This window comes from Moorena sp. SIO3B2, assembly GCF_010692525.1.
Lineage (GTDB): Bacteria > Cyanobacteriota > Cyanobacteriia > Cyanobacteriales > Coleofasciculaceae > Moorena > Moorena producens.
In genome coordinates this window covers 1-17294 of the sequence record NZ_JAAHHE010000057.1, presented here as the reverse complement: position 1 = coordinate 17294, position 17294 = coordinate 1, and the positions used below count along the sequence as shown (strand labels likewise).

Annotated in this window: 14 protein-coding genes; 6 read left to right on the top strand and 8 right to left on the bottom strand. The window is 44.2% G+C overall.

Translation table 11 applies throughout. From position 1 onward, the window contains the following. The first annotated feature begins 254 nt into the window (after nucleotides 1-254). Nucleotides 255-1580, top strand: a complete 1326-nt coding sequence (locus F6K38_RS15355) for a lipopolysaccharide biosynthesis protein (protein WP_287356877.1) — start codon at nucleotides 255-257, stop codon at nucleotides 1578-1580. Nucleotides 1581-1721: 141 nt separating this feature from the next. On the opposite strand, the gene F6K38_RS15350 is transcribed toward F6K38_RS15355, so the two are convergent. The 3 genes from F6K38_RS15350 to F6K38_RS15340 all read right to left on the bottom strand — a co-directional run bounded on the left by F6K38_RS15350 (nucleotide 1722) and on the right by F6K38_RS15340 (nucleotide 3821). Continuing rightward, nucleotides 1722-2165, bottom strand: a complete 444-nt coding sequence (locus F6K38_RS15350; protein ID WP_287356885.1) for a salt stress protein, Slr1339 family — start codon at nucleotides 2163-2165, stop codon at nucleotides 1722-1724. Between the two features lie 119 nt (nucleotides 2166-2284). After that, nucleotides 2285-2890 carry a vWA domain-containing protein gene (locus F6K38_RS15345; protein WP_008190718.1) on the bottom strand — a complete coding sequence of 202 codons (606 nt, stop codon included), beginning with the start codon at nucleotides 2888-2890 and terminating at the stop codon, nucleotides 2285-2287. A 436-nt stretch (nucleotides 2891-3326) separates the two neighbouring features. After that, entirely contained in the window at nucleotides 3327-3821 is a 495-nt protein-coding gene (locus tag F6K38_RS15340; protein WP_008190716.1) for an NAD(P)H-quinone oxidoreductase subunit N, read from the bottom strand. A 372-nt stretch (nucleotides 3822-4193) separates the two neighbouring features. On the opposite strand from F6K38_RS15340, the gene F6K38_RS15335 reads away from it, so the two are divergent. After that, a complete protein-coding gene (locus tag F6K38_RS15335; RefSeq protein WP_287356875.1) occupies nucleotides 4194-5564 on the top strand; it encodes a hypothetical protein in 1371 nt (456 codons plus the stop codon). A 186-nt stretch (nucleotides 5565-5750) separates the two neighbouring features. Here the strand turns inward: F6K38_RS15335 and F6K38_RS15330 are convergent, their stop codons facing one another. Further along, on the bottom strand, nucleotides 5751-6848 hold the full coding sequence (locus F6K38_RS15330) for an endonuclease/exonuclease/phosphatase family protein (protein ID WP_287356874.1): 1098 nt from the start codon (nucleotides 6846-6848) through the stop codon (nucleotides 5751-5753). A 181-nt stretch (nucleotides 6849-7029) separates the two neighbouring features. Here F6K38_RS15330 and F6K38_RS15325 point away from each other — a divergent pair, with 181 nt between their 5' ends. Beyond that, nucleotides 7030-7191, top strand: a complete 162-nt coding sequence (locus F6K38_RS15325; RefSeq protein WP_154659976.1) for a hypothetical protein — start codon at nucleotides 7030-7032, stop codon at nucleotides 7189-7191. Here the strand turns inward: F6K38_RS15325 and F6K38_RS15320 are convergent. Both F6K38_RS15320 and F6K38_RS15315 read right to left on the bottom strand, forming a co-directional pair. Then, complete coding sequence (locus F6K38_RS15320; protein WP_287293818.1) at nucleotides 7163-8314, bottom strand: SpoIID/LytB domain-containing protein; 1152 nt, start codon at nucleotides 8312-8314, stop codon at nucleotides 7163-7165. The two genes, F6K38_RS15325 and F6K38_RS15320, sit on opposite strands and share 29 nt — an antisense overlap. A gap of 85 nt (nucleotides 8315-8399) precedes the next feature. After that, the gene (locus tag F6K38_RS15315) at nucleotides 8400-9158 is read right to left on the bottom strand and encodes a 5'-methylthioadenosine/S-adenosylhomocysteine nucleosidase family protein (protein ID WP_287356872.1); all 759 of its coding nucleotides are present in this window, start codon (nucleotides 9156-9158) and stop codon (nucleotides 8400-8402) included. 59 nt (nucleotides 9159-9217) lie between these two features. Here F6K38_RS15315 and F6K38_RS15310 point away from each other — a divergent pair, with 59 nt between their 5' ends. Further along, nucleotides 9218-13471 carry a CHAT domain-containing protein gene (locus F6K38_RS15310; protein WP_287356870.1) on the top strand — a complete coding sequence of 1418 codons (4254 nt, stop codon included), beginning with the start codon at nucleotides 9218-9220 and terminating at the stop codon, nucleotides 13469-13471. Here the strand turns inward: F6K38_RS15310 and F6K38_RS15305 are convergent. Further along, entirely contained in the window at nucleotides 13417-13566 is a 150-nt protein-coding gene (locus F6K38_RS15305) for a hypothetical protein (protein ID WP_287356868.1), read from the bottom strand. The two genes, F6K38_RS15310 and F6K38_RS15305, sit on opposite strands and share 55 nt — an antisense overlap. Before the next feature lie 205 nt (nucleotides 13567-13771). Between F6K38_RS15305 and F6K38_RS15300 the strand changes: the two genes are divergently transcribed. Then, on the top strand, nucleotides 13772-14974 hold the full coding sequence (locus F6K38_RS15300; RefSeq protein ID WP_287356866.1) for an RNA-guided endonuclease InsQ/TnpB family protein: 1203 nt from the start codon (nucleotides 13772-13774) through the stop codon (nucleotides 14972-14974). A 201-nt stretch (nucleotides 14975-15175) separates the two neighbouring features. Here the strand turns inward: F6K38_RS15300 and F6K38_RS15295 are convergent, their stop codons facing one another. Beyond that, the gene (locus tag F6K38_RS15295) at nucleotides 15176-15367 is read right to left on the bottom strand and encodes a hypothetical protein (protein WP_287252854.1); all 192 of its coding nucleotides are present in this window, start codon (nucleotides 15365-15367) and stop codon (nucleotides 15176-15178) included. A gap of 479 nt (nucleotides 15368-15846) precedes the next feature. On the opposite strand from F6K38_RS15295, the gene F6K38_RS15290 reads away from it, so the two are divergent. Beyond that, on the top strand, nucleotides 15847-17294 hold a 1448-nt coding region (locus F6K38_RS15290), incomplete at its 3' end, for an ABC transporter permease subunit (protein ID WP_287356864.1).

Below are 17294 nucleotides of genomic sequence, written 5' to 3'. Positions count from 1 at the left end.
TTTGAGCATAATTTTAAGCAGGTTGAATATGACGAACCATAATTTGATGCTAAGTTAGGATTACCAGGTCTCCAGTGCGTAAAAAAGTTTAGTTTGTGTCTCATTATAAGATTTTACCCCCTGATTGATTTGAAAAATACGATAAACTTTTTTTTGGCTAAAGTCTAGTTATAATAGTTCGTAGTTACGTCCCTACGGTACACTACGCAAATGATTTTCTGGTCAGAGTTGCGATCAAACCCTTTGTTAACTTAATGTCCAAAACGTTTTCTAATTCTAAAGGTCTACAATTACAAGCCCTAGGCCAAAGCACAGTTATTGCAATTGTGATACGAGTGATAGGATTTATCCTAACTTATCTCTTACAAATCTGCCTAGCTCGTTGGATGGGAGAGACTCAATATGGGATTTACGCTTATGTTTTTTCTCTAAGTTTTTTACTCAGTATCTTGGCCTGTTTGGGCTTGCCTCATACTGTTTTGCGGTTTGTATCTGAGTATAGTGTTACTGAATCTTGGGGTTTACTGCGAGGAATTATTCGGTTCAGTTGGGTGATCAATTTGCTGTTAGGAATTGCCATTGCTTTGGTGGGGACAGGATTAATTTTTGGACTTAACTCCTATCACCGTTTTATCTACGCTAACCCATTAACGATCGGGATTTGGCTCGTTCCTCTGTTTGCTTTGATTTTGCTACAAAGGGAAACAGCTACAGCTTTAGGAGACATTAACCTCGCCTATACCCCATATTATATTTTTGTCCCTGTGTTGATTTTAGTCAGTGGTTTTGTTGTTTTCGAGGAATTTGGTGACCTGTCTGGTGTTCGCATTATTGATATTAATGTACTGGTCATCCTCGTTGTTGTACTAGGTCAACTGTGGCTAATTGGGGAGAGATTAAACCAGAGTGTAGAGCAAGCCGAACCAATTTATGCCTACGGAGATTGGCTGAAGGTCGGTGTTGTACTGTGGTTAATGAATGGCTTTGGGATTATCCTACAGCAAACTGATGTGATTATGGTCGGTTCCCTATTGGGGCCTCAACAGGCGGGAGTTTATGAGGTAGCAACTAAGACATCCCTTTGGGTAGGCTTTGTGCTACAAACGGTCACTATGGTCGTCGCCCCTGAATTTGCCCGATTCTATAAACAGAACGATCGCCTTGGATTAAAACAGGCTATTTCCACCGCCAGTGTTTGGATTTTCTGGCCTTCCCTCCTTATCGCTGTTTTCCTCATCCTATTTGCCCCAGCAATCTTGAGTCTTTTTGGACCAGAGTTTGCCAGTGGAAATGGGACGCTCTTGATTCTGGTTATGGGGCAGTTAGTTAATTCTCTGTGTGGCTCAGCTGCTTTCCTGATGATCATGACGGGACATCAAAATCAAGCCCTGATTGTATACGGGACAGCTGCGGGTTTAAATGTTGTTTTGAATGGAATTGGTATTCTTTTATTTGGTATGATTGGGGCAGCACTGTCTACTGCAATAACGTTTGCCTTGTGGAATATTTGGTTAACTGTTCTTGTGGTGAGGTACTTAGAACTCAGTCCTATATTCTTCATTCCGCACCCTGACCTGTGAAAACTGTGGATAATCAAGCTTTCCTGCCTACATTCCGCACTTCAAAAGGTAACACAACTAAAAACATTGATTAAGATAATCATTATAATTAAAAAAATCGGATATTGGTTACCAAAAGATGATACTTGACGAGTCTGGCACTCAAGACTGAGTTTCTTTCAAGGCTTGCAAATAGTCAATTGCTGCCTCCAGTTTGGAGGGATAGGAATCAGAAAACTCTTCAAACCACAAGCCTTCCGCTGAGTTTGGAGTTAAGTTTTTTAGCCACTCAGTCGCTTGCTCATTAAGGGCTTCTCGTTCTCTTTGCTTTTGCTGCTGAACTCGTTTTTGTTCAGCTTCTCGTTCCTGCTGTTGTTTGAGAGCTTCTTCTTGGTCTTTGTTCTCAAACTCTGTTCTCATCTCAGCCAGCTCCTGATCCTGAGCAGTAGATACCCAATCAGGTATTTTCGATGGTGATTCACTAGTTGGTGGATCAGTTAGTGGCGAATTAACTGGTTGTTCCTGAAACAGAGGCTTTTGTTGCGGTTGAACACCAGCCTCTTTTTGTTCATATTCAGCTTTCAGTTGAGCTAACAAGTCATCCATTGATTCCACGACTTTGATCTCCTATTACCTTGTTAACTGTTGAGGGATATTTTTGAAACAGTTAACTTAAAGCACCTCGAACCCTGACGGGAGAAATACCACTAACCTATGCTAATCCTTTAGTCAATAATAGCATTGATCAAAACTTCAGTGAGAGTCATATCCTCCATCTGATCAATAGTTACGGTATCTACGATATCAAACTTAGCCCCAGCATTTTGCAGCTCATCATCTAATATTTTTAAGAATTTAGTTGCCTGGAGATCATTCCCGATTTGGATGAAGGAAATTCCTAGTTCTTCATCGACATCAATACGCCGTGATGCTTCTATGATCACCTTCATCACAGCTTTCCGTTCATCAGGCTCCCCATCAGTGACGACTAAGATGGTTTCTCCATTTTCTTTAGTTTGGCCACTAGCCTTACGTTTAAAATAGTCGTTGGTGGCATCGAGTAAAACACCAGCTAAATCCGTGCGTCCCGATGGTTCATTTTCCTGGAATATCTGTAGGACTTTATCTGCGGTTACATTGTCGTAGCGTTTAAAGCGACCAGCAAATACATAAACCGTGATGCCATCTGGATCTAATTCTTCACATTTACTGGCTAAAGCAAGGGTAGACTCCTGCATCATTTGCCAACGGCTTTTGCCAGCCAGTTGATCCCTAATCGACATGCTGCCACTTTTATCGATGATTAAGGTGTAGTCACGTTGTTCGAGCATTGCTAGTCTTACCCACTATCATCCTACACCTCTAGGGTATCAAACTTATCATTTTTGACTACTCACGGGGTTGGGTATCGAGAAATATCAGCATTCAGCTATCAGCTATCAGCATTCAGCTATCAGCATTCAGCTATCAGCTATCAGCTATCAGCATTCAGCTATCAGCAATAAAGATAACAGCATTCAGCTATCAGCATTCAGCTATCAGCATTCAGCTATCAGCATTCAGCTATCAGCATTCAGCCATTGGCCGTAGGCGAGGCTACTGTTCGCGCAGCGTGCGCGTAGCGCAATCGGTGCTTTTGAATAAAATAAGCTGACCGCTGACCGCACCTCAAGTAGCACCATCTGTAGCGCTAATCGCTGTTCGCTGATAGCTGATAGCTGATAGCTGATAGCTGATAGCTGATAGCTGACATCATTGATACTGATACTAGAAATTGGCTACAGAAATTAGTCCGGGCATTGTCTCTTTGAGGGGTTGCCAACGGAAAGCACGATCCCCTCCCATCTCTAGGATTACTTTTACTCGTGGTTCTTGCTGGGGCAATGTCGTTAAATACTCAACTTCTTGACTAGATAGAATAATTCCTTCAATAATCCACAGCACCAACCCTTTAGAGTTGGGAGATAGGGCTGACAGTTGGTAGTTTACCAAGGGCGGCAGGTAGTAAACATCACCGACTGCAGCTGATTTACCCATATTTTTCTTGCCCAGATGAGGAGGGCGAACACCGTGAATTCCAGTGAGATAAGCAGCTGGATCCCCTAGTCCTTTGGCAGTAATGGAAACGGTGGTATAGCCAGCAGCCCGCAAACGCCGCTGATAACGACCTTCAAACCCACCTTCTAATGGTGCATAAACTGCTAATGCACCAGACTTTTCTAGTGCCCGGATGAATGACTTGCCGGTGGTGATCAGTGCCATTGCTACCTCTGCTTCTCCCTTAAGTTTTGTTAACTCCTGTCAGCCTCCTATTATAAGGGACTGTTGGCAAATTACCTCCAAGGTGATGGCAAGAGGGCAAGGTATTGGAAGTGGGGCAACAGCAGCACAAATCTGACCGCTTTTCAAGAATCAATAAGGATTTCAGTATAAAAAAACCTGCTCAAAATTGCCAAATTCAAAAAAAACTATACTAGAGATAGTAGGGAAATTTACATAGATCTAGCAGATGGCATTCATCGTATCCCATGGATACATAGTATGTTTTCCGGTTCGGTGATGTCCGACCTGTCCGACCTTTCTGTTTGATAAAGCTATTATCTTTGAGCGCAACAAGTATTATAAAACATAATTATGGCTCCCTTACCCACCATCATGAAAGCTGTTGAGCAGCTAGACTACCGCGTCACTGTTGGGGATGTTGCGGCCCAAGTGGGTTTAAACATCCATCAAGCCGAGCAAGGTTTACTTGTCCTGGCCTCGGAAGTAGGTGGACATTTACAAGTAGCAGAGTCAGGGGATATTGCTTATCTGTTTCCCAAAAACTTTCGCGCTATTCTCCGCAACAAGTTCTTAAAGCTACGGTTGCAAGCATGGTGGGAAAAGGTTTGGGGTGTTCTGTTTTACCTGATTCGGATTTCTTTCGGGATTTTCCTAGTGCTTTCGATTGTGTTGATGATTGTTGCGATCGCATTTATTGTTCTGAGCCTCAAAGCTGGCAGTGACAATGATTCTGGCGGAGGAGGCGGAGGAGGAAATAGACGTTCTGGTGGTGGCGGCGGAATCCTGTTTTTGCCTCGTTTCTGGATTGGACCGGATCTGTTTTGGTGGTTCAACCCATCTTACTCCCACAATAATTATCGCTCGAGACGGCGAAATTCCCGTTATAACCAGGATGACGACTATGAGATGAATTTTTTAGAAGCTGTCTTCTCCTTTCTGTTTGGTGATGGCAATCCCAATAGTGATTTAGAAGAACGTCGCTGGCAAACCATTGGTGCTGTGATTCGCAATTCCGGGGGGGCTGTGGCAGCTGAACAGATTGCTCCCTATCTTGATGACCTTGGAGAAAGCTACCAGCGGGAGTCTGAAGACTATATGTTACCGGTACTAATCCGATTCGACGGACGCCCAGAAGTTAGCCCGTCAGGGGATATTGTCTATCACTTCCCTAAATTGCAGACAACTGCTGCCAAACAGAATCAACAACCGGTGCCAGCTTATCTTCGTGCCAAGATATGGGAGTTTTCTCAGGCAAGGAGTGAGCAGATTATGCTGGCAATTGGGTTAGGGAGTGTAAACTTTGTTCTAGCATTAGTCCTCGGTTCCCTGTTGCAGGGGGGTGAGATTGCTGCACAGCTAGGGGGATTTGTACTATTTGTGGAGCTAATTTACCCTCTGTTATTGGCTTATGGCGTAGGATTCTTGGCCATACCGTTGCTTCGATATTTCTGGGTTCAGTGGAAAAAGGAGCAGATTAGAACTCAGAATCGAGAACGGCAGGAAAATGCGATCGCACTTAATAACGCTGATCAGGCTTTACAGAACAAGATTGCCTATGCGGAACAGTTTGCCGCTCAAAATGTGATTCGGGAAGAAGATTTGGTTTATAGCAGTGAGAAGGATTTATTGGATCAGGATATCGAAAGGAAAGATCAAATTGATGGGGAGTGGGAACAGCGTTTAGAGTTAGGAGCTACTCAGAATCTTGATATAAATCACTAATTACTAAGCAGACAGCCGTCAGCCGTCAGCTGTCAGTGGTCAGCTGTCAGTGGTCAGCTTTGTGGCACAGGCTTTGGCCTTGGCCTTTTGGCCTTTTGGCCACGCTACGCGAACGGCCACGCTGTGCGAACGAGGCGGTGACGTAACTCAGATTTGATTCAAAATCTGACTTCTAACTTCTAACTTCTAACTTCTAACTTCTAACTTCTGACTTCTAACTTCTGACTTCTGACTTCTGACTTCTGACTTCTGACTTGCCCGTAGCGCTATATCAGTAATTACCGGGAGATGATCGGAACCAAGATCAGGGCCAGTTCTCATCTTGATCACCTTAACATCTCGACTGACTAAACAGTGGTCTACAGGAATAGCTAACCAAGGGTTGGCTGGTGAAAATTTTGATAAAGTTGGTAGAATCCCAAACCCAGCACGAGCGTCACGCAATCCCGAACTTTCAATTAGACTTTTATAGTAGGGTGACCACATCGTAACGTTTAAATCACCAATTAGCACCACTGGTTTTTCAATTTGTCTGATATAATCCCCAATCTCCTCTTCTAAATCTTGATTGCGCCACTGCCAACCTTGCTTTTCCAAATCCCCTTGCTTACCAAAATCCCCTTGGTTTCCAAAATCCTCTTGCTTTCCAAAATAAAATTGTGGATAGGAGTGAGTAACAATGACTGAAGCGTCTGCCCCAGCAATGCTTAAATCTAATTTGACCAGACCACGAGATTTTCCGTATTCCAGAATTTCTGATTCTTGTAATGGTAAACGACTGTATACTTCAATCTGAAGTTCTGGAATACTGATATTATAGGGTAAAACCTCTCTTAAAGCTTCTAATTGTTTAGGCCAAGGGTCTTTAGCTTCTAAAAAAGCAGCAATAGTCGGCTTTTCTTCTTTCACCAGAGCAATAGCATCACCATACTGGGTATTGGAAAACGAGACATTGAACAGAAACAGACCCATGGGTTCACCGGAAGCGCCAAAGCTTAGTTTAGGTATATACCAAGGAATGATTTCTGTCAAGTTAATCAATAAGCAAAATAACGTGACTATCAACCAACGTTTGCGGCGAGTTAGGGCAAAATAACTTAATGGTAACGCCCCTAATACCAGATATTGATGTTTAAAATTAGTAGTTAATTCTAAGTAGATGTTATCTCTAAAAAAATAGCTAGTTATGGATAGTAAGGTAACAACAATAGTTAAGATTATGAATAGTGATAAAATCCAGTTGTTTAATACCTTAACTAATGGATTATAATTTGAGGTAGTCATAAAGTAGATAGCCGTTTTAAATAGGGTGAGTTACGAAAGTTGTGGATTGTAGGGAACAGGGAACTCAGAGGATATCTCCCAAGTTTTTTGATACTGAATTTTGCCCCCCTGACCCCCCAACTTTGGGGGAAGAGTCAATTTGCTTCTAAAAGTCCCCCAGAATTGGGGGACCAACGGGGGCTTGGATGTAGCAAATGAGACTTCTCAGACAACCTCTCAGAAGTTTCGTGATCTGAAGTTATCTACTCCCTACTCCCTACTCCCTACTCCCTATTCCCTATTCCCAGATCCGCTGTTCCCTTTGCTATTTGATATCAATCCATCTGGGATAGTTGAGCACTAGAATAATAGTGACTCAAAATTTGTAGGTAATTCAATCCCCGACGGGATAAGTTGTAGGCTCCCCACTGACTTAACCCCAATCCGTGACCATAACCACGACCGTTGAATTGGAAACCATTTTCGGTTTTAGACACCGTAAACAGCCTACTTTTCAGACCTAGGATTTTGCGTAATTCCTTGCCCTTAATAGTCTTTGTATTCCTACTGCCTTCTACTTTAAGAGTGATCACTCTGCCTCGGGGTGTCCTCTCCACTGGGGTCATGGCGATAATATTACCAACACCAGGAATCTTCTGGCTCAGTTGACTAGCAGAAAAGGTTTTTGTCCACTGGTACACTGGTGTGCCCTGATCGTAATCAGGTACACCCTGTAGGTAAGGAATGGGTTCACTCCACCAAATATCTTCTACATTTTCTGTATGTCCTCCAGAGGCAGCATGGAAAACAGCCAGAATCACTTTATTACCATACGTCATTATCTGTCCCGCTGTGGCATTAACCGCTTGATGGGTGGTTACTGTTTCGCTATTTAGACCTTTGTAAACTTGCCAACGCTGGGTATCCCCTACATCATAGATATCACTCTTGGATTTGCTCCGCTGATGGAGCACATAGGAACGAGCCGCTACTGCTTGGGCTTTCAAGGCTTCTATAGGCCAACTGGGACTCATTTCTGCGCCAATCACACTATAGAGATAGTGTTCTAAATCAACATGGTTGACTGCTGTTAACTTATTGTCAGAACTAACCAGTCGAGTGCGTCCCCGGTACCAGCGATCGCCTATCCAAACATAACCATTGTCTTTCGGTTCAATCCAGAGGGATTTCCCTTGCCACTGACCTAACTTAATTCCACTACCGTTAGTTTCCGCAGTCATACCCGCCATGGCGTTTAAGTTTCCCACGGCTTGACCTGTCCCATCTCGGACAATGGCTGTGGTGGAACTCCCCAAGGTTACCTGTTTGACTCCCTGCTCAACCGCTACCCGCAGTTCTAGCGCTGCCTGAACTGGTGCGATTAGAACCATCCACAATAAAAAAGAGAGCCACCAATGACGCCCTCCTAGAACAATGATTGACTTGAGCATAGATACAATAAAGATGGGAAAGCCTTTTGATGCCATATTCACTAATTACTGATTACTTATACGAAGACGAATCGTCTTGTCCTGATTAACAGCGATTCCATCTTACTCTCAGTTGTTCCAATCAGACTTCTGTTGTTGAGGCTTGACGGTTAGAGAAAAGTCTAATACTTAATTCCTCTAAGACTTTCAACCCTCGTAGAGAACCTCGAATTAGTCTAGTAGCTGCTATTGGTTGCTTTAGCATACCCATGGCTAAGGGGAAGGGTTTCAATGATCCATCAGCACTAATGGCTGGGGTGAGGTCTGGGATATTGTAGTCGCTATCATCACTAATCACTCTTACCATTGCTACAGCAAATCCTTTGGGATTAAGTACCGATAGGGTAGCAAATCCTTCCATATCAACTACATCAGCTTGGTAGCTCTGACCGAGTTGACGCTTTTCTAAACTAGACCAAATTATGCGATCGCTACTCAATCCTCTGACTAAATTAGCCTTGTTGCCCAGTTGCTGCTGAACTAAGCTAGTCAGTTGGCTGCAGCACTGTTGCACCAGCAGTGGTTTAGATCTATCTTGGTTTCGGTCGATAGCAACACAATCGTTATACACAACAATATCACCAACGGAATAGTTAGGAGATAAGCTGCCACACAATCCCATTAGCAGTATTTTAGGTAGGGAGTGCTGGGACAAACTTGTTGTAGTTTGTAACCATGTTTCTAGATACTTAGTTACAGGCTCTGCTCCTATCGGAATAGATAGAATTACAGGTAATGGACGACCAGTAATCTGGTTGATTCCTCGACAAATTGCTTGATATTCTCCTCCTTGGGGAGCAAGAATGATCGTGACCGGAATAGTTAGTTGGGAAAGGTTCATAATTTAGGAAAGGCAACAGGGAACAGGGAATAGGGAATTAATTCTGTGTAGGTGCTTCTATGAATTTAAATAAACCAAAACGGCCAACAATTTGGGCAACAACTCTAGTTAGTTTGCTCTCAGTAGGACTAGTTACGCCCCAGCCCACAGTGGGAAAAACTACCATTGCCCAACAACAGGAATCAACACAAGCACAACTAACCAAAGCTAAGCAACTGACTCAACAAGTCATTGATCTTAATGAGCAAGGGAAATATTCGGAAGCGATTCCCCTTGCCCAGGAAGCTTTGAGGATTCGACAGCAAGCGCTCGGTGAAGAACACGCAGATGTGGCAGAAAGCCTGAATAATCTGGCGGAACTCTATCGTGAAATAGGAAAGTACGAACAAGCTGAACCCTTGTTAACCGACGCCTTGGAGATGAGAAGACGGTTGCTGGGGGATGAACACCCAGATGTGGCAGAAAGCCTGAATCATCTGGCGGAACTCTATCTTGAAATGGGAAAGTACCAACAGGCGGAACCCTTGTTAACCGACGCCTTGGAGATGAGAAGACGGTTGCTGGGGGATGAACACCGAGATCTGGCAGAAAGCCTGAATAATCTAGCTTTACTTTACCAATCCATGGGAAAGTACCAACAGGCGGAACCCTTGTATATCCAAGGGTTGGAGATGAGAAGACGGTTGCTGGGGGATGAACACCGAGATCTGGCAGAAAGCCTGAATAATCTGGCGGGACTCTATCGATCCATGGGAAGGTATCAACAGGCAGAACCCTTGTATACCGAAGCCTTGGAGATGAACAGACGGTTGCTGGGGAACGAACACCCTGATGTGGCAACCAGCCTCAATAATCTGGCTTTATTCTACAAATCGATGGGAAGCTACGAACAAGCTGAACCCTTGTATATCCAAGCCTTGGAAATGAGAAGACGGTTGCTGGGGAACGAACACCCTGATGTGGCAATAAACCTCAATAATCTGGCTAATCTCTACGATTCAATGGGAAGGTACCAACAGGCAGAACCCTTGTATATCCAAGCCTTGGAGATGAACAGACGGTTGCTGGGGAACGAACACCCTGATGTGGCAATAAACCTCAATAATCTGGCTAATCTCTACGATTCAATGGGAAGGTACGAACAAGCTGAACCCTTGTATATCCAAGGGTTGGAGATGAGAAGACGGTTGCTGGGGGATGAACACCGAGATCTGGCAGAAAGCCTGAATAATTTGGCTTTACTCTACCAAGCTATGGGAAGGTATCAACAGGCTGAACCCTTGTTAAGCGAAGCCTTGGAGATGTTTAGACGGTTGCTGAACGAACACCCATCTGTGGCATCAAGCCTGAATAATCTGGCTTTACTCTACCAATCGATGGGAAGCTACGAACAAGCTGAACCCTTGTTAAGCGAAGCCTTGGAGATGTTTAGACGGTTGCTGGGTAACGAACACCCATCTGTGGCAACCAGCCTGAATAATCTGGCGGCACTCTACCAAGCTATGGGAAGCTACGAACAAGCTGAACCCTTGTTAACCCAAGCTTTGGAGATGTTTAGACGGTTGCTGGGTAACGAACACCCATCTGTGGCAACCAGCCTGAATAATCTGGCGGGACTCTACCAAGCTATGGGAAGGTACCAACAGGCGGAACCCTTGTATACCCAAGCCTTGGAGATGAAAAGACGGTTGCTGGGTAACCAACACCCTGATGTGGCAAAAATTCTTAATAATCTGGCGGGACTCTACCAATCCATGGGAAGGTACGAACAAGCTGAACCCTTGTATACCGAAGCCTTGGAGATGTATAGACGGTTGCTGGGGGACGAACACCCTGATGTGGCAAAAAGTCTCAATAATCTGGCTTTACTCTACCAATCAATGGGAAGCTACCAACAGGCGGAACCCTTGTATACCGAAGCCTTGGAGATGTATAGACGCTTGCTGGGGCAGGAACACCCATTAGTGGCAAAAACCCTCAATAATCTGGCTAATCTCTACCAAGTCATGGGAAGGTACCAACAGGCGGAACCCTTGTATGCCGAATCCTTGGAGATGTATAGACGTTTGCTGGGGCAGGAACACCCATTAGTGGCAAAAAGCCTCAATAATCTGGCGGGACTCTACCAATTAATGGGAAGATACCAACAGGCGGAACCCTTGTATACCGAAGCCTTGGAGATGTATAGACGCTTGCTGGGGGAGGAACACCCATTAGTGGCACAAAGCCTCAATAATCTGGCGGGACTCTACCAATCCATGGGAAGATACCAACAGGCGGAACCCTTGTTAACCCAATCCTTGGAGATGAACAGACGGTTGCTGGGGGATGAACACCCTGATCTGGCATTAAGCATCAATAATCTAGCGGCGTTGTACCAATCCATCGGAAGGTACCAACAGGCGGAACCCTTGTATACCCAAGCCTTGGAGATGACAAGACGGTTGCTGGGGGACGAACACCCATCTGTGGCATTAAGCCTGAATAATCTGGGGTTACTCTACAAATCCATGGGAAGGTACCAACAGGCGGAACCCTTGTATACCCAATCTTTGAAGATGTGGAGACGGTTGCTGGGCAAGGAACACCCATCTGTGGCTACCAACCTCAATAATTTAGCTATTTTACATCACAGTCAAGGAAACATTGAGCAAGCCCTAAAGTTTCTGGAAGCAGGATTAGACATCGAAGAACTAAACCTAGAACGTAATCTGGTCGCTGGTGCTGAAAAGCAAAAACGAGAGTACATGAAAACTATCTCTGGCACAAGAGATAGAGCTATTTATCTACACCATTACTCAGCTCCCGATAATGAAAGAGCAGCTGGTCTAGCGTTAACAACTATCCTACGTCGCAAAGGTCGTTTACTGGATTTCTTGACCCATAGTCAGCAACTGTTGCGTAAACGCTTAGATTTCCAAAGCCAAAAATTACTATACCGACTAAACGATACTCGCACCCAATTAGCTAACCTCATCTACAACCGACCGCATAAGCTTTCCCTGAAAGAATATCGTAATCAACTCGATGAATTAACTAATCAGGAACAGCAACTAGTCGCAAAAATTAGTCAGCGCAGTCGTGAATTTGCCAAAATCAATCAACCAGTCACTATCGAAACTATTCAACAACTGATTCCATTGGATACGGCACTGGTAGAATTTGTAGAATACAAACCCTTCAATCAAAAAAAGGGTAGTTTTGGTAATCCCCGTTATGCCGCCTATGTACTCCGTTCTCAAGGCGCACCCCAAGGAATTGATTTAGGAGAAGTAGATGGGTTGAAACCTCTGTGGGAGATACTTGAATTATCCCTTCAAACCGTATATCTTCCCACCCCTAAGGTAAAACAAGCAGCCCGCAATGTGGATGAGAAGCTGATGGCGAAAGTCCGTCCTTTGTTGGGAAATAGCCGCAGGATTTTACTGTCTCCAGACGGCTACCTCAACCTGATCCCCTTTGAAGCTTTAGTAGATGAAGACGACCGGTATTTAATAGAAAGCTATAGTTTTAGCTACCTCACCTCTGGTAGGGATTTACTGAGATTATCCAATCCTAATCCCAAGCTCACCCAACCAGTCCTTTTGGGAGCACCAGATTTTGAGAATTCCGCTCAAACTACTGCCCTTGGGGAGGAAAACCAGATAGTAGCAACCCGCAGCTTAGGTGACTTAAATCCTTCCGAGTTTAGCTTATCCCCTTTACCTGGTGCTCTTGAGGAAGTAAACGCGATCGCAAAGATGCTGGGTGTAGAGCCGTTGTTGGGTGCTGAAGCTAATGAAGCAGCATTAAAACAGGTTACTCGTCCGAGAATACTACATATTGCTACCCATGGTTTCTTCCAAGAAAGACCTGATTCGGAAGAGTTTACGTCAGGGGATAATGCCTTACTTAGCTCAGGGTTAGCATTAGCAGGAATTAACAACAACCAGCCAGACAATGATCTAGAAGATGGCATCTTTACAGCCTTAGAAGCAACGGGATTAAATTTATCAGGTACAAAGCTAGTGGTGTTATCAGCTTGTAATACTGGCTTAGGCAATATCAGTGCTGGAGAAGGAATCTATGGGTTGCGTCGAGCGTTGGTAATTGCCGGATCAGAAAGCCAAGTCATTAGTTTGTGGGCAGTAAATGATCAGGTTACCAAGGATCTAATGGTGTCTTATTATCAAGGATTGCAGGATAACCAAGGGCGTTCTGAAGCTTTGCGAAGGATTCAGTTGCAAATGCTAGGAAGTGCAGAGTATCAGCATCCCATTTATTGGGCGAGTTTTATTCCTTCTGGTAATTGGCGTTCTATGGCTGGGGAGTAGGGAATCGGGAGTCGGGAGTCGGGAGTCGGGAATCGGGAGTCGGGAGTCGGGAATCGGGAATCGGGAGTCGGGAGTCGGGGTAAGTATTCAGCCATCAGCTGTCAGCAGTCAGCTTGATGAATCCTGACCGAAAACCCTGAGGGCGCAAGCCCCTAGATTCTATCTATGGGGTTAGCCCGAACAGGAATTTATTCCCTGATTACTCGGGAACTTTAGCATCTTTGGATTCGGCAAAGCCGACGCTGCGCGAACGACTATAATAGTAAGTAAAGAAACTACACCAAAGGAGGTGAGAATAGAGTGCTGGTAATGGAGTTCAAGGCTGTCTTGAAAGAGAGTCAGAGAGTAGCAATAAATGAAGCTATTAGGACAGCTCGCTTTGTCAGAAACAAGGTGCTCCGATTCTGGATGGATAATCGTGGAATTGGAAAGAAAGAACTCTATCGCTACAACACTCAACTAAGGGATGAATTTGAATTTGTAAAACATCTTAACAGCCATGCTTGTCAAGCATCTGTTGAGAACGTAGAACGCGCTATTAAACGCTTCTTTGACAACTGCAAAAAGAAGGTTCCTGGCAAGAAAGGATACCCTAAGTTCAAGAAGTATTCTAGGTCAGTCGAGTATAAGCAATCTGGGTGGGAACTATCCCCAGACAAGAAATCTATAAAATTTACCGACAAGAAAGGGATAGGTCAAGTCAAGCTTAAGGGCACTTGGGACTTGTGGCGTTTCGACCAGAAACTCATCAAGCGGGTTCGTATAGTCCAAAGAGCTGATGGCTACTACATTCAGTTTTGCGTAAAAGTTGATACTTCAGAACAGTTACAAGCCACTGGCTGTAATGTCGGCCTAGATGTTGGCTTGAAAGAGTTTTATACGGACTCAAATGGATATGCAGAACCCAATCCTAGATTTTACAGAAAAGGCGAGAAACGCTTAAAATTCTATCAACGCCGAGTTTCCCGAAAAAAGAAAGGCTCCGCTAACCGAAAGAAAGCGATTAATAGACTAGGTAGACAACATCTTAAAATAAGTAGGCAGCGTGAAGAACATGCAAAGAGAGTTGCACGTTGCGTAATCCGGTCTAACGACTTGGTCGCCTATGAAGATTTGAGAGTTAAAAACCTGGTTAAAAACCATTGTCTGGCTAAATCTATTAATGATGCAGGTTGGTATCAATTCAGGAAATGGCTAGAGTATTTTGGCGAAAAATTTGGCAGGATTACGGTTGCAGTCAATCCTGCTTATACTAGCCAAAACTGCTCGGCGTGTGGTGCAGTAGTGAAAAAGTCACTATCAACCAGAACTCATGTCTGTGAATGTGGATGTGAGTTAGACAGAGACCACAACGCCGCAATCAACATCTTAACGAAAGCCTTGAGTACGGTGGGGCACACCGGAACTTATATCAACGCTCGGGGAGACTCGACCTCTACTCTTCCTGGTTCCGACCTGGTTGAGCAAGTTGGCTCGCTGAACCGAGAATCCCCCGATTTCTAATCGTGGGGAGTGTCAAAGCAATCTTAGTGGAACAGGCATCTTGCCTGTATCCTACCACAACCAAATAACCTTGGCCTTTGGCCACGCTACGCGAACAACCCTCAACCTGACAACCTTCAACCTTCAACCAAATAACCTTCAACATTAAACCTTCAACCTCACAACATTAAACCTTCAACATTAAACTACTCCCGCTCAACCCTACGATTCTTCACCGATAGGCTCGCCCAAATCAAAAACAATCACGAATTTAGCATCAGGCATAAGGCGTTTTAGAGCTTGCATATGGCCCTCCGCATTGGAACGGTTGCGGAACCGACGAACAACAACCCGTTGCATCTTGGGCAACAGGCGAACGATTGCCCACGGATGTAGGCGATTTGCATAAGTCATAATAAATCAGGTCTTCTTTTATAGGGGATTCAAAGCCAGCCCGGTGACTGTGGTAAATCTTGAGGCTGGCTTTTGTCATGGCACATTGCTAGTGTTTTATGACGTGATTTTATTATAACACAAAAATAAACTTATATTATAACATATTTTTAGAATTTTTGTTACAATTTTTTTAGGGAGCAGGGAATCGGGAGTCGGGAGTCGGGAAGAACGGGAAATGGGGAGAATTATCCCAGCTGCGATGAATGCTTACAAGATTTAATCAATTAAATCAGAATTATTGTTAATACAAAAAACTGTAATTATTGTTACTGTAATTATTGTATTGACGCAGTAGTTGCTTGAGTAAAAAATCAAGAATATATATGGATTATTAATGAGTTAATTGATTATGCAGTTTTGTATTTAAAATGTCTATTATTAAACTAAAAAAAGTTAACTTAGTCATATTTTGACTATTTAATATTGCCTCTTGCCTTTTGCCTCTTGCCTTTTGCCTTGCTAAAAAACATGTTCCATGGGTTTTAGCTTACCCATTACCAACCCCTGACAAAATAAATGCTCCCTGGCATGATAATATTAATAAAAATACTGGTATTATTGTGTTGAAATCCTTGACTCTATCTGTTTTCGTGATCGCCAAGAGCCAAGGAGGTCTAGATATTATCCTGAACCCCTTTGAGCTTTATACCTTACCCCTCCAGCAGTGGATTACTGCTGCAGTGAATTTCCTGGTTGACAATTTTCGTCCTTTCTTTCAAGGGATTAGTCTACCGATTAGCATCACCCTGGAGAGTATAGAATGGCTGTTGCTATCGATTCCTCCATTAATTTTACTGATTCTGATTGCCTTGATAGCATGGCAACTGGCTGGTGGCAGAATTGCGATTTATAGTGTTGCTGCTTTGAGCTTGATTGGCTTTTTGGGAGCCTGGACCCAAGCCATGGTATCTCTTTCCCTAGTGGTGACCGCTGTAGTGTTTTGCATGGTGATAGGCATCACCTTCGGTATTGCCTGTGCCAGTAGCGATCGCATTGAGAAAGTGCTGCGACCCCTGCTCGATGCCATGCAAACCCTACCGTCATTCGTCTATCTTGTGCCAGTAGTGATGTTGTTTGGGATTGGTGCAGTGCCTGGAGTAATGGCAACCTGTGTCTTTGCCATACCCCCCCTGATTCGCTTGACTAACCTAGGGATTCGGCAAGTGTCCACAGAAGTTGTCGAAGCTGCGATCGCATTTGGCTCAACCCCGACACAAATGTTATTCGAAGTCCAAATTCCCCTAGCCATGCCAACTATTTTGGCTGGAGTCAACCAAGCCATCCTCTTAGCCTTATCCATGTCAGTGGTAACCTCCATGATTGGTGTAGGAGGACTTGGACAGATGGTATTGCAAGGACTAGGTCGGGTGAATGTGGGACTAGCTGCTGTGGGAGGATTGAGCATCGTTCTAATCGCAGTAATGCTGGATCGGATCACTCAGATAGTCAGTCAAGGCAACAACCAAATCCCTTGGTTGAAACGAGGACCAATTGGTTTGGTGCGCTCTTCCACAGGTCAACAACTGGCTTGGGCTACTGTTGGAGCAACCATTTTACTGGCACTCCTGGGTTTTATGACTTGGCAACAACCCTCCCAAGCCCAAGTAACCACAGACTCTAATCTAGCCATGCCTGGTAAAGGGGTGAGCGTACAATCCGTCTATAGCAGCTTGCAAGAAGAACAATTCCAAACCGAAATTGTCAACATCGGTCTGGAAAAACTTGGTTACACCATCAAACAGCCAAAACAAATTGAATACGTCACCGCTTACCTGGCTTTGGGCAACGGCGACCTAGATTACACTGCTGTCAATTGGGACATCGGTCATAGACCCTTTGTTGAAAAAAGTGGTGGTGAACAGAAGTTAGAACGACTCGGAGTAAT